The 19752-nt window shown below is 67.3% G+C and carries 13 protein-coding genes and 1 tRNA gene; 4 read left to right on the top strand and 10 right to left on the bottom strand.

Annotated features, from left to right (window positions below; genetic code table 11):
- Window positions 1–294 precede the first annotated feature (294 nt).
- Both lnt and metK read left to right on the top strand, forming a co-directional pair.
- Entirely contained in the window at window positions 295–1827 is a 1533-nt protein-coding gene (lnt, locus tag C8J42_RS00190) for an apolipoprotein N-acyltransferase (protein ID WP_133018489.1), read from the top strand.
- A 58-nt stretch (window positions 1828–1885) separates the two neighbouring features.
- On the top strand, window positions 1886–3127 hold the full coding sequence (gene metK, locus C8J42_RS00185) for a methionine adenosyltransferase (protein WP_133018488.1): 1242 nt from the start codon (window positions 1886–1888) through the stop codon (window positions 3125–3127).
- A gap of 301 nt (window positions 3128–3428) precedes the next feature.
- Here the strand turns inward: metK and C8J42_RS00180 are convergent, their stop codons facing one another.
- From C8J42_RS00180 to C8J42_RS00165, 4 genes are all read right to left on the bottom strand, one after another.
- A complete protein-coding gene (locus tag C8J42_RS00180) occupies window positions 3429–4505 on the bottom strand; it encodes an AI-2E family transporter (protein WP_133018487.1) in 1077 nt (358 codons plus the stop codon).
- A 120-nt stretch (window positions 4506–4625) separates the two neighbouring features.
- Complete coding sequence (locus tag C8J42_RS00175; protein ID WP_093399730.1) at window positions 4626–4910, bottom strand: hypothetical protein; 285 nt, start codon at window positions 4908–4910, stop codon at window positions 4626–4628.
- Between the two features lie 141 nt (window positions 4911–5051).
- The gene (locus tag C8J42_RS00170) at window positions 5052–5681 is read right to left on the bottom strand and encodes a phosphatase PAP2 family protein (RefSeq protein ID WP_133018486.1); all 630 of its coding nucleotides are present in this window, start codon (window positions 5679–5681) and stop codon (window positions 5052–5054) included.
- Complete coding sequence (locus C8J42_RS00165; protein WP_133018485.1) at window positions 5681–6505, bottom strand: formate/nitrite transporter family protein; 825 nt, start codon at window positions 6503–6505, stop codon at window positions 5681–5683. The genes C8J42_RS00170 and C8J42_RS00165 overlap by 1 nt, the downstream gene beginning before the upstream one ends.
- A gap of 65 nt (window positions 6506–6570) precedes the next feature.
- Between C8J42_RS00165 and trmB the strand changes: the two genes are divergently transcribed.
- Complete coding sequence (gene trmB / locus C8J42_RS00160) at window positions 6571–7251, top strand: tRNA (guanosine(46)-N7)-methyltransferase TrmB (protein WP_133018484.1); 681 nt, start codon at window positions 6571–6573, stop codon at window positions 7249–7251.
- 22 nt (window positions 7252–7273) lie between these two features.
- On the opposite strand, the gene C8J42_RS00155 is transcribed toward trmB, so the two are convergent.
- The 4 genes from C8J42_RS00155 to C8J42_RS00140 form a co-directional block, all read right to left on the bottom strand.
- Window positions 7274–8689 (bottom strand): efflux transporter outer membrane subunit, encoded by a 1416-nt coding sequence (locus C8J42_RS00155; RefSeq protein ID WP_243643962.1) that lies wholly within the window; start codon window positions 8687–8689, stop codon window positions 7274–7276.
- Window positions 8676–9863, bottom strand: coding sequence for an efflux RND transporter periplasmic adaptor subunit (locus C8J42_RS00150; RefSeq protein ID WP_133018483.1), 1188 nt, complete (start codon window positions 9861–9863; stop codon window positions 8676–8678). Before C8J42_RS00150 ends, C8J42_RS00155 begins: the two co-directional genes overlap by 14 nt.
- On the bottom strand, window positions 9856–13059 hold the full coding sequence (locus C8J42_RS00145) for an efflux RND transporter permease subunit (RefSeq protein ID WP_133018482.1): 3204 nt from the start codon (window positions 13057–13059) through the stop codon (window positions 9856–9858). Before C8J42_RS00145 ends, C8J42_RS00150 begins: the two co-directional genes overlap by 8 nt.
- A 192-nt stretch (window positions 13060–13251) precedes the next feature.
- Window positions 13252–13325 (bottom strand) — tRNA-Gly (locus C8J42_RS00140).
- A 235-nt stretch (window positions 13326–13560) separates the two neighbouring features.
- Here C8J42_RS00140 and C8J42_RS00135 point away from each other — a divergent pair.
- Entirely contained in the window at window positions 13561–16842 is a 3282-nt protein-coding gene (locus C8J42_RS00135) for a PAS-domain containing protein (RefSeq protein WP_243643961.1), read from the top strand.
- Window positions 16843–17163: 321 nt separating this feature from the next.
- Here the strand turns inward: C8J42_RS00135 and C8J42_RS00130 are convergent, their stop codons facing one another.
- Together C8J42_RS00130 and acs are read right to left on the bottom strand one after the other, a co-directional pair.
- Entirely contained in the window at window positions 17164–17787 is a 624-nt protein-coding gene (locus C8J42_RS00130) for a response regulator transcription factor (protein WP_133018480.1), read from the bottom strand.
- Window positions 17784–19739 (bottom strand): acetate--CoA ligase, encoded by a 1956-nt coding sequence (gene acs / locus C8J42_RS00125; protein WP_133018479.1) that lies wholly within the window; start codon window positions 19737–19739, stop codon window positions 17784–17786. The genes C8J42_RS00130 and acs overlap by 4 nt, the downstream gene beginning before the upstream one ends.
- Window positions 19740–19752: the final 13 nt, after the last annotated feature.

Genomic DNA, 19752 nt, shown 5'->3' with positions numbered 1-19752 from the left:
TTTGCGGGTGTTGCCCGCTCCTCCTTGTTCTCCCGCGAAGGCGGGAGTCCAGTCTGGGCTCCCGCCTTCGCGGGAGAACAAGCTTTGATGCGGGTGTGCTCACAACTCTGCACCACCCCGGCGAAGGCCGGGGCCCAATTGGAGAGGTCGCAGTAACGACGCGCCGTACTCCATTAGCAACGTCCCCCAATTGGGCCCCGGCCTCCGCCGGGGTGGTGGAGAGCGGGGCGGCAGTGCCGTGACCAACGAGGCTAAGACATTGCCCGGCCCCCTCCGCCACGCCATAGCGCGAGCGTGAACCGTTACCCTGTCCTCGCCTGCCTCGTCCTCGGTGCGCTTGCCGCGACCGGGTTCGCTCCGCTCGATCTCTGGCCGCTGACGCTCGTCGCGTTCGCGGTGTGGATGAAGATCGTCCATGACGCACCGACCCTGCGCAGCGCACTATGGCGCGGGTGGGTGTTCGGGGTCGGGCACTTCACTGTGAACAACAACTGGTTCCAGCATGCGTTCGACTTCCAGGATGCGATGCCGCCGGTGCTAGGGTACTTCGCGGCGGTCGGTCTCGCGCTGTATCTGGCAGTGTTCCCGATGCTTGCAGGCGGCCTGGCGTGGCGGATCGCACGACGGCCCGGCGCCCCCGACGCGACGTTCGTGTTCGTCTTCGCCGCGGCCTGGATCGCGACCGAGTGGCTGCGCGCGACGCTGTTCACCGGCTATGCGTGGGATCCGCTGAGCGTCGTCTGGCTCCCCGCCATCGGTGTCGCGCGGCTGTCCGCCTGGATCGGCACCTATGCGCTGTCGGGTGTGACGATCCTTGCCGCGGGCGCATTGCTGATGCTCGCGGTGCGCCGCTGGACGCTGCCAGCCGTCGCCCTTCCAGCGCTCGGTCTCGCAGCACTGTCCGCGCTCTGGACGAATGCGCCGCCGCCCGCTGCCGGCACGCCTCTGGTCCGCGTGGTCCAGCCCGACATCGGCCAGGAAGACCGCAGCGAAACCGACGGCGAACGTGTTCTCACCGCGCTCGAAAAGCTGTCCGGCCAAGGCGGCACCACCCCGCGCCTCGTCGTCTGGCCCGAAGGCGTCGTCCGCGATTACGTCGAGGACGGCTACCCATTCTACGCTTACGGCTGGTCGAGCCCGCTCTATCTGCGCCGCCGCATGGCCCGGCTGCTCGGCCCCGAGGATATCCTGCTGATCGGCGGCACCGCGCTCGAGTTCAACGCCAGGGATCAGATCTCCGGCGCGGCCAATTCGGTATTCGCGCTCGATGCGCAAGCGCGGTTGCGGGGCCGCTACGACAAGGCGCACCTCGTGCCATACGGCGAATATCTGCCGATGCCGTGGCTACTGAAGCCGCTCGGCCTCGCGCGGCTCGTCCCCGGCGACATCGATTTCACCTCTGGCAAGGGCCCTGCGAACCTGACGCTGCCGGGCTTCGGCTCGATCGGTATGCAGATCTGCTACGAGATCATTTTCTCGGGTGAGGTCGTGGATCGCGCACACCGCCCCCGCATCCTGTTCAATCCCTCGAACGACGCGTGGTTCGGCAAATGGGGCCCGCCGCAGCATCTCGCCCAAGCCCGGATGCGCGCGATCGAGGAAGGGCTGCCGATCCTCCGCGCAACTCCCACGGGTATTTCCGCGATTATCGCTGCCGATGGCCGCCTCGTCGCGACCGTGCCGCACGAGACTGCCGGTGCGATCGAGCAGCCAATGCCGTCCGCGTTGCCGCCGACGCTGTTCTCGCGCGTCGGCAACGCGATGGCGGCGATCGTTGCCCTACTCATGCTCGTTACCGCGGTTGCCCTGCGCCGTCGCCAGCGCTAGGGTCATATAAAGCTTTCCTTATATGACGCTCGCTTCAGAGCATGGCAAAGAGGCCCGCATGCGCAAGTCTTTCCTCTTCACTTCCGAATCGGTCTCCGAAGGCCATCCCGACAAGGTCGCCGACCAGATCAGCGACACGATCGTCGACCTGTTCCTCGCCAAGGATCCCGAGGCTCGCATCGCTTGCGAGACTTTGACCACCACGCAGCTCGTTGTCCTCGCCGGCGAAATCCGCTGCAAGGGCGTCTACGAATATGGTCGCGCCGAGTGGAAGGACACGGACTTCTGGGCGCCCGGTGCCAAGGCCGAAATCGAGGCGGCTGTCCGCAACACCGTTAAGGAAATCGGCTACGCGCAGTCGGGCTTCCACTGGGAGACGTTCCGCTTCGAGAACAACCTCCATGGCCAGTCCGCGCACATCGCAATGGGCGTCGACGAGAGCGGCAACAAGGACGAGGGCGCCGGCGACCAGGGCATCATGTTCGGCTACGCGACCGACGAGACCCCCGGCCTGATGCCTGCGACGTTGTACTACAGCCACAAGATCCTCGCCAGGATGGCCGAGGATCGTCATTCGGGCGCCGCGCCGTTCCTCGAGCCCGACGCGAAGAGCCAGGTCACGCTGTCGTACGAGAATGAAGTGCCAGTCGGCGCGACCGCCCTCGTCGTCTCGACGCAGCACGCGCCGGGCTATTGCGAGAAGGGCGACAACGCCGATCCCGCGAAATACGCGGTGCTGCGCGACTACGTCATGGGCGTGTTCAAGGATGTGCTGCCTGACGGCTTCATCACCGACGAGACCGCGATCTACATCAACCCGACCGGCCAGTTCGAGATCGGCGGCCCGGACGGCGACGCAGGCGTGACGGGTCGTAAGATCATCGTCGACACCTACGGCGGCGCAGCACCGCACGGTGGTGGCGCGTTCTCGGGCAAGGATCCGACGAAGGTCGATCGCTCGGCCGCTTATGTCGCGCGGTATCTGGCGAAGAACGTCGTTGCTGCGGGGCTCGCGCGTCGCTGCACGATCCAGCTGAGCTATGCGATCGGGATTGCCGAGCCGCTGTCGGTGTATGTTGACACGCATGGCACGGGTACCGTCGAGGAAGCCAAGCTCGAGGCGGTCCTGCCTAAGCTTGTTCGCCTGACGCCCAAGGGCATCCGCGAGCATCTCAAGTTGAACGCGCCGATCTACAAGAAGACCGCGGCGTATGGGCATTTCGGTCGCGAGCCCGAGGGTGATATGTTCACCTGGGAGAAGACCGATCTGGTGGACGCGCTGAAGGCTGCCGTCGCCTGATAGCGACGCCTTTTGTGATGTGAAAAAACCTCCCGCGGACCGGTCCGCGGGAGGTTTTTTTGTTGTTGTGGACTGAGCATCCAGTCCCTCTCCCCGCCGGGGAGAGGGAGGGAGGAGCCGCTTGGCGACGGAAGGGTGAGGGGTTTGGGGGAGAGGGTCCGAGCCTCACTCCCCCTCACCCTCCCGCCCGGCTTCGCCGTGCGGGCCCCTCCCTCTCCCCGAGGGGAGAGGGTTATCGAGGACCAGGCGCGTTCCGCTTGCCAAGCTGTCCCTCGATACGCTGCTTCGACAGGCTCGGCAGCTACTCGGGACGAACGGGGGAAATCTGGGCATGCCGCTGCTCGGTCAGGATCTGCCACCCGGTCAGGAACAGCGCCGCGACCAGCGGGCCAACGACGATACCGCTCAGCCCGACAACCTCGATCCCGCCAAGCGTCGTCACCAGCACGATGTAATCCGGAATCCCGGTATCGCGCCCGACCAGGATCGGCCGCAGGATGTTGTCGGCCAGACCGATCACCACCACGCCCGAGACGATCACGACCACGCCCTGCCAGACCGCACCCGTCGCCAGCAGGTACACTGCAACCGGCACCCACACGATCGCCGGCCCGAGCGCGGGTAGCAGCGACGTCAGCGCCATCAGCAGGCCCCAGAGCAGGGCGGCGGGCACGCCGACGATCCAGAATGTCAGGCCCCCGAGCGCACCCTGGACGAGCCCGACGATCACCGACCCCTTGATCGTTGCGCGCACGACCGCGACGAACTTGTCGACCAACTTCGCCGCCACCGAATGCTCGAACGGCAATGCGCGACGGATTGCAGGACCGACCTTGTCGCCGTCGCGGAGCAGGAAGAACGTCACGTACAGCCCGACGCCGAACGACAGCAGGAACGCGGCTGCGTTGCGGCCGATCGATAGCGCCTGACCCGCGATCGATCGGACGCTGTTGCCGAGGATGTTGGACACCCGCGACTGCGCCTGTTCGAAGCTGTTGAGCCCGGCCTTGTCCAGCGCACCCTGGATCCGGTTGGGCAGCGCGTCGTGGATCTGCTGGAAATACGCGCCGAAGTTGATCTGGCCGCTCTGCAGCTTGGCGTAAACCGAGGCGGACTGGTCGATCATCAGGCTGCCGATGAACAAGGCCGGCACGATCACGGCGACGAAGATGATCAGCAGCGTCAGTGCCGCCGCCAGGTTGCGGCGGTCGGGCCAGCGCTTGAGCAGCCACTGGTACAGCGACTGGAACAGGATCGCCGCGAGTGCGCTCCACAACAACGCCGCCGCGAACGACGATACGACCACGCACAACGCGATCGTGATCGCCACCAGGAAGGTGATGAAGCCCCCCGTTTCCAGTCGACGCCTGTCGATCATTGCCGTGTCCCCTGTCGTAATAGCGGCCGGTCGAACCCGGCCCTTTCAAAACGTCAAAGCCGCCCCCCGGTGTGTACCGGAAGGCGGCCAAGACGCCGGCGCTGGTGTGCGCCTACAAGATCAGCGGAGCTTTTCGCTGCCGTTGACCAGTGCATCCTTCTGCGCCTGCGGCATCGCCTGTGCGTTCACGTCGGCATCGTCGATCGCGTCCGACTGGCGGTCGCCGTCCTTGCGGACTGCCTTGGCCTGGTCCTCGAGATTGTCGGCGGTCGCTTCGAGCGCGTCGGCACGGTTGTCCGCGGCCTTCTCGACCTGGCTGCCGAGCTTGTCATCGCCCTTGCCGCCGCATGCTGCGAGCGAGACGGCCATGGCGGCGAGCGTGACGGCGATGGAAAGCTTCTTCATGGGGATAGTCCGTTCTGGTTACGATGCGGTGGCAACCGTCACGCGGGCGTAACGGTTCCGCTATCCCCTTGCCGATCCTTACAAATATCGATTTCGCCGCAATCTGTGGTCAACGGGTAACACTCGGTTGCGTCGAACCATTCAGGCCTTGGCGTGCTCGATCAACAGAGGTGCCTTGTTTGCCACGGCCGTCTCGACCACGGGCGCGACCCGGTCGAACACCGCGCTGACGAGCGCTTCGGCGATCCAGCCGACCGCCGCACCGACGACGAGATCGGAGAGGTAGTGCTTCCCGTTCACCGGTTGCGCCGCCGCGACCGCGCCGGAGATCAACGCCGCCGGACCACCGGCGCCCGTGATGTCGCGCGACGCAGCACGTGCAACCGCGACCGCGCCGGCAGTGTGACCCGACGGGAACGAGGTCTGTTCGTGATCGTCGCTCTTGCCGGGCTCGAACCGCGCCTTGCCGTCCTCGATCGCCTTTTCCGGGCGGGTGCGATCGACCGACGCCTTGATCGCCGACTTGACGAAGGTCGCCGCCGCGTGCGCCGCCAGCATCCGTACACCGCCACGGATCACGTCCGGCCTGCGCGCGATCAGGCCGATCACGACCGTGCCAATCGACGTCGCCACGAGCTGCGGCTGGTCGCCGATCTCGGCGAGGAACCCGGTCGCCTTGACCAGCGGCTGGTCGCGGTGCTCGGCGGCCTTGTGCGTCGCCTTGCGGTCCGCCTTCTCGACGGCCTTCGCGGCGTCCTTGGTCTTGCCCATCAATTTTCGCCCTGTCCGTCCATTTCACCGCGCACCTGTGCATGCGCGAGCAAGGCGAACAACCCCGCACCGCCCAGCAAGTTGCCGAGGATCGCCGGTACCATCAGGCCGCCGAGCGCCTGAGCGACGCCGACCTTACCCGAAAACAGCAGCAGCCACGCCTCCACCGATCCGACGATCGAATGGCTGAACGCGGCGATCGCGACGACATAGGTGATCGCGACGATCACGAGGAACGACTGTTCGCGCGCATTCGGCAGCGACCAGGCGAGGATCGCGATCATGAACCCGGCCGGGACCGCGTTGACGAACGTCGCGCCCGGCGAAAGTTCGGTGATCGCCATCGACACCTCGATCATCGCGGTACGAAGCTCGCTGCCGCCGAGCAGGCCCGCCGCGATCATCCCGCCGGCCAGCGCCGTCCCGATGAGGTTGGCGACCAGCACCACACTCCAGAGCCGCAAGGTGCGCCGCAATGCCCAGCCAGACGGCTTGGTCACCAACGGCAACATCGCGGTGATCGTGCTCTCCGTGAACAACTGCATCCGCCCGAGGATCACGACCAGGAACCCGATCGGATAGCCAAGCGAGACGATGATCGTCCGCCACGGCGTATCGGGCAGCGCGTGGTGCAGCGCGCCTTCCGCGATCAGCGAACTGGCGATCGCCATCCCCGCGGCAAGCCCGGAGAAGAACAGCGACGATACCGGACGATCGAGTTCTTCCTCGCCCTCCTCGCGAACCGCCTTGTGCAGATCCTGCGCATCGGCGGCCTTGAGATCCTCGACGTCTTCGCCGGGCGGATTGGAAGCGTTATCGACCATTACGAGAGTGCAACGGTCCGCGTCGCGCTTTGCTCCGGCGCAATCGCCCGCTAGAGCGCGCGGCGATGAACGATCCTTCTGTTATCCGCCGCCTCTATGGCCGTCGCCAGGGCCACAAGCTGCGCCTCGGCCAAGCCGCGCTCGTCGAGGAAACGCTCGCCGACCTGTCGGTGCCGGAGGAAGGGCCGATCGATGCGATGACGTTGTTCGGCGACAACCGCCCGTTGCACGTCGAGATCGGCTTCGGCGCAGGCGAACATCTGGCGGGACAGGCCGCGATGAACCCCGACGTCGGCTTCATCGGCTGCGAACCGTTCCTCAACGGCGTCGTCGGCGCGCTGGCGCACATCCGCGATGGTGAGTTGACCAACGTGCGGCTGCACATGGGCGATGCGTTGGAGGTAATCGAGCGACTGCCCGACGCGAGCCTGGACCGGCTGTACCTGCTGCATCCCGATCCCTGGCGGAAGGCGCGCCACGCCAAGCGCCGCATGGTCAACCACGGCCCGCTCGACACGATCGCCGCCAAGCTCAAGCCCGGCGCGGAATTCCGGCTTGGTACCGACGACCCGACCTATTGCCGGTGGTCGATGATGATCATGAGCGCACGTAGAGACTTCGAATGGCAGGCGAAAACGCCGCATGACTTCCTGACCCGCCCAGACGACTGGCCCGAGACGCGGTACGAACGCAAGGCCCGGCGGCAGGGGCATGAGGTCTGGTACTACCGCTACCTGCGGGTCTGACCCGGCGGCGGCGGTTCGGCAGTCAGGTCGCGATACCGCCGCCGATCGCGCGGACGGTGTCGACCGCGATCTGTAGCCGCGTGCTCTGCACCTCCAGCAACAAGCGTTGCGCGTCGAGCGCCGCGGTCTGTGCCGTCACCACGTCGAGATAGTCGGACGCGCCGTCGCGGTAGCGGATGAGCGCAAGGTCGCGCGTGCGTTCGGCGGCGCGGGTTGCGGCCAGCTGGTCGCGTTCTTGATCCACCAGCGCGCGCGAACGAGCGAGGTCGTCCTCGACTTCGCGGAAGGCGGTAAGGACGGTCGAGCGGTAGGATGCCGCCGCCTCGTCATATTGCGCGCGGCTGATGCGCACGCGCGCGCGCCGTGCACCGCCGTCGAAGATCGCGAGCGCGGCGGATAGCGGCCCGAGTGCCCAGAAGCTGTTCGAGGCGCGAAGGATGTTGCCGTTGCCCGCCTCGAACCCGCCCGACCCGCCGAGCGTGAGCGACGGGTATTGGGCTGCGCGCGCCACGCCGATCTGGGCGTTGGCGGCGGCGATCCGGCGCTCGGCCGCGACGATGTCGGGGCGGCGTTGCAACAGTGTCGACGGTACGCCGACGGGAATCGCGGGCGGACGCTGCAACGTGTCGGCGACGGGGATCGCGAAGGTCGAGGGGGTCTCGCCGACCAGCGCGGCGATCGCGTGCTCAAACGCCGCGCGTGCGCCAGCGACCGCCGACAGTTCCGCGCGTGCGCTCGAGAGCAACGCGGCCGAGCGGCTGACGTCGATTCCTGAGGCGATGCCGCCGGTATGGCGCGTATCGGTCAGGTCGTAGGCGCGCTGGAACGCCGCCACCGTCTGGCGCAGCAACACGGTCCGCGCATCGAGACCGCGCATCTGAAAGTACGAGTCCGCCAGTGACGCCTGCAACCCAAGGCGGACCGCGACCACATCCTGCGCGCTGGCCTGCGCCGACGCGGTATCCGCGCGGACCGAATTGCGGACGCGGCCGAACAGGTCGATCTCGTACGCCAGCGACGCGCCGACCGAGAGGTTGTTGTACGTCGCGGCGTTACCCGGCGAGAGTGGTCGACCGGCGGATACGCGCGAACGGCCACCGTCGGCCCCTACCGATATCGACGGCAGTAGCGCGGCACGGGACTCGCCGAGCAGACCGCGCGCCTGATCGTAGCGTGCCGCGGCGGCGGCGAGATCGGGATTGCCCGCCTCGATCCGCGCTTCGAGCGCGGTCAGCGTCGGATCGTCGAACGCGGTCCACCACGCGGCGGGGAGCGACGTGTCGGTGACGGCTGGCTGCCAGGGCCCCTGCCCCTGCGGTCCTAGTTCCTTGTACGCCGCCGCAGCCGGGCTCGGCGGGATGCTGTACGGCGGCGCGAGCGAGCACCCGGCCAGGCTTGCCGCCGCCGCCGCCGCCATACCCAGCCTAGCGCTTCGCACGGGCCGGTCCTGTCGACGGTGCGATACGGACCGGGTCGCCGGTCTGGAGCGAGTCCGGCGGGCTGTCGATCACGCGGTCGCTGGCGCTGAGCCCTGCGCTGATCGCGACGCTGTCGCCATCGTCGCGGCCGATCGTAATCGTCTTGAGATGCGCCTTGCCGTCGCTGCCGACGACCGCGACCTGCGTACCCTTCGCGCCGATCACCAGCGCGCTCGACGGCAGCCGTACGCCGGTGCCGCCCGCACCGACCGGGAACTTGACCTGAGCATAGGCGCCCGGCTTAAGCGCGCGATCGGCGTTCGCCGCCTGCAACTCGACCAGAACGGTGCCCGACTGCGGATCGACCGCGTCGGCGCTGCGGGTCAGCGTCACGTCGAAGGCGCGTCCCGGATATTCGGGCACGGTCAGCGTCGCGTGCATCCCCTGCCGGGTCTGCCCCGAATAGGCCTGCGGCACACGGACATAGATCCGCATCCGGTTGACGTCGGCGATCGTGAACAGCGGCGTCGAGGCTGCGGTGCCCGCCGTCACCAGCGCACCGACCTGAGTCGAGCGGCTCGTGACGACGCCCGAGAACGGCGCGGTCAGGCGCGTGAAGCCCTGCAACGCGCCGAGCCGGCGGACGTTGGCCGACGCCGCGTTGGCGATCGCGGACTTTGCGGCGAGGTCGCCGATCTTCTCGTCGGTCTCCTGCTTCGACACGGCGTCCTTGGCGAGCAGATCGCGCCAGCGCGTCGCGGTCGAAGCGGCGAGCGAGCGGTTCGCGCGGGCGGTCTGGAGATCGGCCTGCGCGGCGGCGACCTGCTGGTCGACCTCTGGCGCGTCGAGGATCGCGAGCGTCTGGCCGGCGCGGACCGGATCGCCGATGTCGACGAACCATTTGCGGATATACCCCGTGGTCCGCGCGTAGATCGCGGCGCTGTTATACGCCTGGACGTTGCCCGGCAGCGTCAGCGCATCGCTCGCGCCCTCGGCGGTCGGGCGGATCACGGTGACGATCGGCGTCGACTGTGCGGTCGTCCAGGTCGCCAGCTGCGAGTCCGAGCGGTGCCGCGTGAAGATGCCGAACGCCACCAGCGCCAGCGCGATCATCGCCGCGACGATGCCGACTTTCTTCAGCGACCCGCGCTGCGGTTCGGTGGCGACGGGATCCGGATGAACGATCTCAGACATGCGCTTCCTCTAAAATCTCGTCGCGGCGGGCTTTGGCGGCGGCGCGCTCTGCGTCCTTGCGGTGCACTAGACTGAAGATCACCGGCACGAACATCAGCGTCGCGAACGTCGCGACGATCAGCCCGCCGATCACCGCACGGCCGAGCGGCGCGTTCTGCTCGCCGCCCTCGCCGAAGCCCATCGCCATCGGCAACATGCCGATGATCATCGCGAGCGCGGTCATCAGCACCGGGCGGAAACGTGTCATCCCCGCCTCCATCGCCGCCTTGTGCGAGTCCCCGAGTTCGGCGAGTCGCTCACGCGCGAAACTCACTACCAGGATCGCGTTGGCGGTCGCGACGCCCATGCACATGATGGCCCCCGTCAGCGCCGGCACGGACAAGGGCGTGCCGGTCAGGAACAGGATCCAGACGATCCCGGCGATTGCGCCGGGCAACGCGGTGATGATGACGAACGGATCGAGCCAGCTTTGGAAGTTCACGACGATCAGCAGGTAGATCAGCACGATCGCGCCGATCAGCCCGAAGAACAGGCCTGAGAACGCACTGTTCATCGTCGCATACTGGCCGCGCAGCGCGACCGTCGTGCCCTTCGGTGCGGAGGCCTTCGCATCCGCCAACACGCGCTTGATGTCGCCCGCGACCGCACCGAGATCGCGGCCGTTGGGGGTCGCGTAGATGTCGATCGCCTGCGCGATGTTGTAGTGCGAGACGACCGCGGGCGAGGTGCCGCGGACGACCGTGGAAAGCCCGCCGAGCACCTGCGACGTACCGCCCGCATTGGTGCCGGTGACCGGGATGTTCGACAGGTCGCTCATCGATCCGACGCGGTATTCGGGGGTCTGCGCGACGACGCTGTACGACACGCCGTTCTCGGGGTTGAGATAATAGACCGGCGCGGTCTGGATCGTGCCCGCGAGCGACGATCCGACGCTGGCGGTCACGTCGCGTTCGGTCAGGCCGAGTTGGCCGATCCTGCTTCGGTCGATGTCGACGCGCAGTTCCGGGTAGCGCGCCGATTGCTGGATGCGCGCATCGGCAACGCCCGGGATCGCCGCGATTTTCCGCAGCAGCGTCCGGGCGTAGGCGTAGTTGCCCGCCGCATCCTTGCCGGTGATCTGCACGTCGATCGGCGCGGGCGCACCGAAGTTCAGGATCTGGCTGGTGATGTCCGCGGGCAGGAACGAGAAGGTCGCGCCGGGGAACGCGCCCGGCAACGTCTCGCGCAGTTTGCGCACGTAATCGGCGGTCGGCGCATGTTCGTGCGCGAGCTGGATCAGGATGTCGCCGTCCTGCGGGCCGATCGTGCCGGAGTTGTTGTAGGTCGCGTTGATCGAGCTGACCGGCAAGCCGATGTTGTCGACTACCGAGACCAGTTCGTTCGCGGGGATGATCTGGCGGACGCGACGCGCGATCCGGTCGAACTGTGCCGACGTGCTCTCGATCCGGCTGCCGATCGGCGCGCGGACGTGCATCGTGATCTGGCCTGCGTCGACCGCGGGGAAGAAGTTCTGGCCGAGGAACGGGATCAGCAGCATCGACAGCGCGACCACCGCGAGGAAGCCGAGCAGGAACGGCTTTCCGGTCGCCAGCGCGCGTTCGAGCAGGCGACCATAACCGCCACGAAACCGCTCGAACCGAGCCTCGAACCCGCGCTGGAACCGGACCAGCGGATTGCGCGACGTCGGCGTGCCCGCGGCATGGACGTCGCCAGCATGCGGCTTGAGCAAATACATCGCCATCGTCGGCACCAGCGTCCTGGAGAGCACGAACGACGCGATCATCGCGAACACGACCGACAGCGCGAGCGGCACGAACAGGAAGCCCGCGACGCCCGGCAGGAAGAACATCGGCACGAACACGATGCAGATGCACAGCAGCGACACGAACGCCGGCGTGACGATCTGCGCGGCACCGTCGAGGATCGCCTGACGGACGCTCTTGCCCTGCTCGAGATGCCAGTTGATGTTCTCGATCGTCACCGTCGCGTCGTCGACCAGGATGCCGACCGCGAGGCTGAGGCCGCCTAGCGTCATGACGTTCAGCGTCTGCCCAGTCGCCGACAGCGCGATGATCGCGGCGAGGATCGCGAGTGGAATCGAGATCGCGATGATGACGGTCGAGCGCCATGATCCGAGGAACAGCAGGATCATCAGGCTGGTCAGCGCGGCGGCGATCGCGCCTTCCTTGACGACGCCTTCGACCGCCGCCTTCACGAACAGCGACTGGTCGCCGATCGGCACGATCTTGAGGCTGTCGGGCAAGGTCGCCTGGATCGCCGGCAGCGCATCCTTGATCCCCTGGACGATCGCCAGCGTCGAGGTCGATCCGTTCTTGAGGATCGTCATCACCACGGACCGCGACCCGTCGACATGCACCACATTGGTCTGCGGCGCGCTGCCGTCGCGGACGTGCGCCACGTCACGCATGTAGATCGTCGCGCCGTTGACCACCTTCACGGGCAGGTTGTTCAACTCGTCGATCGAGCCCGGCGCGTTGTTGAGGCGGACATTATACTGGAACCCGCCGATCTTCGCGAAACCGGCCGGGTTGATCTGGTTCTGCGCGGCGATCGCGAGGCCGACGTCCTGCGCGGACAAGCCCTTCGACTGCAGCGCCTGCGGGTCGAGATCGATCTGCACCTGACGCTGGCGCCCGCCCGACGGATACGGGATCGCCGCGCCCGGCACGGTGACGAGCCCCGGGCGGATCTGGTTGACCGCGGTATCGAACAATTTGCCCTCGGATAGCCCGACGCCCGACAGCGCGAGCTGCAGGATCGGCACGGTCGACGCGCTGTAGTTGAGGATCAGCGGCGGGGTGACGCCCGGCGGCAACTGGCGCAGCACCGTCTGCGACACCGACGTGACCTGCGCGGTGGCGGTGCGGATGTCGGCGCCCGGCTGGAAATAGATCTTCACGACGCCGATGCCGGGCATCGACTGACTCTCGATATGGTCGATGTCGTTGACCGTGGTCGACAGCACGCGCTCGTACGGGGTGATGATCCGCCCCGCCATGTCGTCGGGCGACAGGCCCTGGTACGTCCAGGCGGCGGCGATCACCGGCACCTTGATGTCGGGGAAGATGTCGACCGGCGTCCGCACGGCCGCCAGCACGCCGACGACCGCGACCAGAATGGCCATGACGATGAAGGTGAGCGGGCGCGATAACGCGGTCCTGACGATACCGATCACGGAGGAATTCCAATCCGAACGCGGCACGACTGGTGGCGACTCCCGGAGCCGCCAGACCTGCCCGACAGTCCCTCTTTGCGGCAGCGCAGCAGGGAAATGCAAGGGTCAATGTTGCTTACGTTTCCGGCGCGATGGCCGTGAACGCACGCGTGCCGGTCGCTATGCGCGCGGTTCGGTGATTTCGATCGGGGATGGAGCGGGTAACGGGAATCGAACCCGTGTATTCAGCTTGGAAGGCTGCTGTACTACCATTGTACTATACCCGCATGCTATTGAAACCGTCGGGCTTCCAAGCAGGCTCCCGGTAGTGTTCCACCACGAGAGCGGTGCGGCGATAGCGCGGGCGGGTGATCGGTGCAAGCCGCTAGCCGTCGCGGCGCGTCACATACCGGTCGACGACGGGCGCGCGTCCTGTGCTAGATCGTCCGCTCAATCCTAAACCGGAGCGCTGCCATCGTCGGGCCAAGTGTCATCGTCGCGATCCTGACCTATGGCGCGCTGTTGTTCGGGATCGCATGGATCGTCGACCGGCGCGGGCTGTCGGTGCGGCTCCAGCGGATCGCCTATCCGCTGTCGCTGGCGGTGTATTGCAGCAGCTGGACGTTCTTCGGCGGGGTCGGCACGGCGGCGACGCGGGGGTGGGATTACCTTGCCATCTATCTCGGTCCGGCTTTGGTGTTCCTGCTCGCACCGAAGTTTCTCGCGCGGCTGGTACGGCTGGCGCGTGATGAAGGGTCGAGTTCGATCTCCGACTTCATTTCCGCGCGTTACGGGCGGAGCCGGGGGACCGCGGCGATCGTCGCTGGCACGGCGTTGCTCGCGTCGGTGCCGTATATCGCTCTTCAGTTGCGGTCGGTGACGCTGAGTTTCGGCGCGATCGCTGGCGTGGGGAGTTCGGCGGAGGTCGGTACGTTCGTCGCGCTGTTGCTGGCGGTGTTCGCGATCGTCTTTGGCGCGCGGCGGTATGAGGTTGCAGGGCGCAACCCCGGCGTCGTCGCGGCGATCGCGGCGGAGTCGCTAATCAAGCTGCTCTGTTTCGTTGTGCTCGGGGTGGTGACGGTAGCACTGCTCGCCGACGTGCCGGCCGAGACGCTGGCATCGCCGGTCGCGCGGCTTCGAGCCGGCTTTACCTGGGGTACGCTGACGTCCGATTTCTGGGTGCGAACCTTGTTGTCGGCGCTCGCGATCCTGTGCCTGCCGCGGCAATTCTATGTTGGCGTGATCGAAGCGCAGGGACCTGACGCGATCGCCAGGGCGCGGGGCCCTTTCATTGCCTACATGGTGGTGATCTCGCTGCTCGTCCTGCCGCTGGCGCTCGCGGGCATGACGCTGTTGCCGGGCGATGCCGAGCCCGATCTGTACGTGCTCGCGGTGCCGTTGCAGCAAGGGCAGCATCTGGTCGCGCTGCTCGCGTTTCTCGGTGGGTTCTCGGCGGCGACGGCGATGGTGGTGGTCGAGACGATCGCGCTGTCGACGATGGCGACCAACGACCTGCTCGCGCCGCTGTTGCTCCGGCGGCATGGCGAGGCGGGCGAGGGCGAACTCGGGCGGCGGATGCTGCGTGTGCGGCGCCTCATCATCGCCGCGATCGTCGCGGTCGCGCTGGTGTATGGACGGAGTCTCGGCGCGGACCTGCCGTTGGCGTCGATCGGGCTAATCGCGTTTGCCGGCGTCGCGCAGTTCGCGCCTGCGCTGATTGCGAGCGTGGGGTGGAACTTCGCCAATCACACCGCCGCGCGCGCGGGACTGGTCGGCGGCGTGATCGTCTGGATCTACTGCCTGTTGCTGCCGTCGATCGGCGAGGGCGTCGGGCCGGCGCTGGCGCAGTTCACGCGCGGCTGGCTCGATCCCGATGCGCTGCTCGGCTGGCGGATCGGCTCGCCGCTGGTCAACGGGACGGTGTGGAGCCTCGGCGTCAACGTCGCGCTGATGGCGGGCTTGCACGTCCGCGAACGCCAGCGCGGCAACAGCGCGCTCGATCACGTCACGACGCTCGGCGAGTTGAAGTCGCTCGTGGCCAGGTTCGTCGGCGATACCGAGGCGCTGGCGCTGGATCTGGTGTCCGCCGATCCACGCGCGCCGATCGACGGGCCCGCCGCGCGCACCGCCGAGCGGTTGATCGCGGGCGTAATCGGCGCACCCTCGGCGCGCAAGATCGTCGCGTCGAGCATTGCCGGGTCGGCGATCGACGTCAGCGACGTGGTCCGCCTGCTCGACCAGCGCGGGCGATCGCTGCGGTTCTCGCGCACGCTGTTGTCCGCGACGCTGGAGACGATCGATCCGGGGGTCAGCGTGATCGACGCGGACCTGCGGCTGGTCGCGTGGAATCCGCGCTATGTCGAGATGTTCGACTATCCCGAGGGCTATGTCGTCGTCGGGCGCTCGATCGCCGACCTGATCCGCTACAATGCCGAGCGCGAGGGTATCGCGGGCGATATCGCGGCGCATGTCGGTCGGCGGGTGGCGCATCTCGCACGCGGTACGCCGCACAGTTTCGAGCGGCAGCGGCCGTCGGGGAGGTGGATCAAGATGGTCGGGCGACCGATGCCCGGCGGCGGGTATGTCCAGAGTTTCACCGACATCACCGCGGAAAAGGAGGCGCAGGCCGATCTCGAGGCGCGGGTGGCGGCACGGACGCAGGATCTTGCGCGGTCGAACCACATGCTCGGCGAGGCGCGCGCGATCGCCGAGACCGCGACGCGCGACAAGACGCGGTTCCTGGCGGCGGCGAGCCATGACCTGTTGCAGCCGCTGCATGCGGCACGGCTGTTCTGCGCGGCGCTGGCCGAGGACGGGGCGCCGCATCAGGCGGAACTGGTACGCGCGATCGATGGCGCGATCGGGTCGGCGGACACGTTGCTGCGGGCGCTGCTCGACGTGTCGCGGCTCGATGCGGGGGGCGTCGTGCCGAAGGTCGAGCGGTTTGCGCTGGGGGCGTTGATCGAGGAACTGGCTGTGCAGTTCCGGCCGTTGGCGGGCGAGCGCGGGCTGGTACTGGCAGCGCATCCCGGTGTGTTCAGTGTGGCGACGGATCGATCGTTGCTGCGGTCGATCCTGCAGAATTTCCTGTCGAATGCGGTGCGCTATTCGGCGGATGGGCGGATCTGGATCGGGGCGCGGCGCAGGGGCGACGATGTGCTGATCGAGGTGCGGGATAACGGACCGGGGATCGCGGCTGGGGATCGCGAGCGGATCTTCGAGGAGTTCGAGCGCCTGGAGAGCAAGGGGAGCGCTGGGGGCGGCGTTGGGCTCGGGCTGGCGATCGTTCGGCGGATCGCGCGGTTGCTCGGGTCGGCGGTGGAGTTGCGGTCGGACTTGGGGCGGGGGACGACGTTTGCGGTGCGCGTGCCGCTGGCGCCGGCCGGGCTGGGTGTTGCGTTGCCGACGTCCTCGGTGGCACGTGCGCTGGTGCCGGGGTTGCGGGTGCTGTGTCTCGACAATGATGCGACGATCCTCGCGGCGCTCGATGCGGCGTTGCGCGCGCGGCGGTGCGTGCCGTTGCTGGCGGCGACGATCGCCGAGGCGATGGAGTTGGCGGCGGATGAGGAGCCGGACGTGGCGCTCGTCGACTTCCATCTGGATGAAGTGGAGGACGGACTGGATGTCGTGGCACGGCTGCGGGCGCTGGTGCCGGCGCCGGCGATTGCGCTGGTGACGGCGGATCGGGCGGTTTCGGACGATCCGCGCTGTGTTGGGCTGGTGGTGTTGACCAAGCCGGTGGTGCCGGCGGATTTGTGGCGGTTTATCGAGGATGCGTCTGCGGCGGCTGCGCGGGGGAATTGAGGCTTCTCGATCCTCCCCCGCCAGGGGGGGGTGGCTGGCTCTTGCCAGACGGAGGGGGAGGAAAGAGATACGGCCGTTGCGCGGGCCGCCCCCTCTGTCGCCTTCGGCGCCACCTCCCCCTTGCGGGGGAGGATTCAAATGGGGGCGGCATTCAGCTGAAGTGGCTGGCTGTCGGAACCAGTCAGTACTCTACCTTTCGAGCAAGGCATGTTTCCCCGCGAAGGCGGGGATCCAGACTGGGCTCCCGCCTTCGCGGGAGAACAAGGAATTATGTGCTGCCGGGGATGCGAACTGGCTCTTATCCGGGCGGCATGGCCTGCCTCAGTCGGCGAAGTGGATGTCCATCGCCCTCGCCGCGAGGACCGCCTGAGTGCGGTTCTGGACGCCGAGTTTTCGGAGGATCGCGGTCATGTGACCTTTTACCGTACCTTCCGAGATGCCGAGGTCGAAGGCGACTTGCTTGTTCAGACGGCCGGCGAGGACGCCAAGCAGGACTTTTAGTTCGGTTGGGGTGAGGCTCGCAACCCGCGTCGCCATGTCATCGACGGCCGGACCTTCGATCGGCGCATCGCGTTCGCCGGCGAGGGCTCGGGCTACGGCGTTTTCCAACGTGGCGAGATCAGCAGTTTTCGAGACGAAGCCGATTGCGCCATACGCCCGTGCACGCGGTGCCGCCTCGGCTTCGTCGGCCGAGGAGATCACCATGATCGGCGTGTCCGGACGTTCGGCGTGGAGCAACGCCACGCCGGCGAACCCTTCCGAGCCCGGCATGCGCAGGTCGAGCAGGATCAGGTCGAGTCGCTCCGCCCCCCGCATCGCGTCGACCGCTTCGCAGAGTTGCCCCGCCTCGATCACCACCGCGTCGGGCGCGGCGCGGCTGACCGCCAGTTTGAGCGCCTGGCGGAACAGCGGGTGATCGTCGGCGATGAGGATCGTGCGCGTCATGCCGGTACGGGGATAGCCTCCTCGCGGCCGGCGATCAGCGCGTCGACCACCGCGGGATCGGCGAGCGTCGAAGTGTCGCCGAGCTGGTCGAGCTGGTTCTCCGCGATCTTGCGCAGGATGCGGCGCATGATCTTCCCCGAGCGCGTCTTGGGCAGAGCGGGCGCGAACTGGAGGATGTCGGGAGTCGCGATCGGGCCGATCTCGCGGCGGACCCACTGCACCAGCTCCTTGCGCAGATCGTCGCTCGGTTCTGCGTTCGCGTTGAGCGTGACGTAGGCGTAGATGCCCTGGCCCTTCACGTCGTGCGGCATGCCGACGACAGCAGCCTCGGCGACCTTCGAGTGGGCGACGAGGGCGCTCTCGACTTCGGCGGTGCCCATGCGGTGGCCGCTGACGTTGATGACATCGTCGACGCGGCCGGTGATCCAGTAATAGCCGTCCTCGTCGCGGCGGCAGCCGTCGCCGGTGAAATACTTGCCCGGATAGGTCGAGAAATACGTCTGGAAGAAGCGCTCGTGATCGTTCCACACGGTGCGCATCTGGCCGGGCCAGCTGTCGGCGATGACGAGGTTGCCCTCGACCGCGCCCTCCAGAACCTTGCCCTCCGCATCGACCAGTTCGGGGAGCACGCCGAACAGCGGCTTGGTCGCGCTCCCGGGCTTGAGCGCGGTTGCGCCCGGCAGTGGCGAGATCATATGCCCCCCCGTCTCAGTCTGCCACCAGGTGTCGACGATCGGGCAGCGGCCGTCGCCGACGACATTATGGTACCAGTTCCACGCCTCGGGATTGATCGGTTCGCCGACCGAGCCGAGCAGGCGCAGCGACTTGCGGCTGGTGCGCGTCACCCAGTCGTCGCCCTCGCGCATCAGCGACCGGAGTGCGGTCGGGGCGGTGTAGAGGATGTTGACCTGATACTTGTCGACGATCTGCCAGAAGCGGCTGTGATCTGGGTAGTTCGGCACGCCCTCGAACATCACGGTGGTCGCGCCGTTCGCGAGCGCGCCGTACAGCGAATAGGTGTGGCCGGTGACCCAGCCGACGTCGGCGGCGCCCCAGAAGATCTCGCCGGGGCGGTAGTTGAAGACGTATTCGTGCGTCATCGACGCCCACACCAGATAGCCGCCGGTCGAGTGGAGCACGCCCTTGGGCTGGCCGGTCGAGCCGCTGGTGTAGAGGATGAACAGCGGGTCCTCGGCGTTCATCGGCTCAGGGGCGCAGTCGGTCGACTGACCTTCGACGCAGTCCGCATACCAGCAGTCGCGGCCCTCGGTCATCGTGACCTTGCCGCCGGTGCGACGGACGACGATGACGGTTTCGACCGCGAGATCGCCGTGGTCGAGCGCGGCGTCGACATTGGCCTTCAGCGGCACGGTCTTGCCACCGCGGAGCCCTTCGTCGGCGGTGATGACGATGCGGCTGTCGCAATCGTGGATGCGGTTGCACAGGCTCTCGGGCGAGAAGCCACCGAACACCACCGAATGAATCGCACCGATCCGCGCGCAGGCGAGCATCGCGAACGCCGCCTCGGGGATCATCGGCAGGTAGATGGTGACGCGGTCACCCTTCCTGACACCCTTAGCCTTCAGCGCGTTGCCGAGCTTCGACACCTCGTCCCGCAGTTCGGCGTAGCTGATCGCGCGGTCGTCGGCGGGATCGTCGCCTTCCCACAGGATCGCGGTCGCGTCGGGGCGCGCGTCGGCGTGGCGATCGACGCAGTTGGCGGCGACGTTGAGCTGGCCGTCCTCGAACCAGCGGATGTGGAAGTCGCTCTCGTCGAACGACGTGTCCTTGATCTTGGTCGGCGGCACGATCCAGTCGAGGCGCTTGGCCTCCTTAGCCCAGAACGCGTCGGGATCGGTCGCGGCCTCGGCATACATCCGGTCATAGGCGGCGGCGTCGATCAGCGCGTCCTTCGCCCATTCCGCGGGGACGGGATAGCTTGCCTCGGTCATTTGGCTCTCCTTT

This window comes from Sphingomonas sp. PP-CE-1A-559 (assembly GCF_004340965.1).
GTDB lineage: Bacteria > Pseudomonadota > Alphaproteobacteria > Sphingomonadales > Sphingomonadaceae > Sphingomonas.
This window is presented reverse-complemented; position numbering and strand designations above follow the sequence as displayed.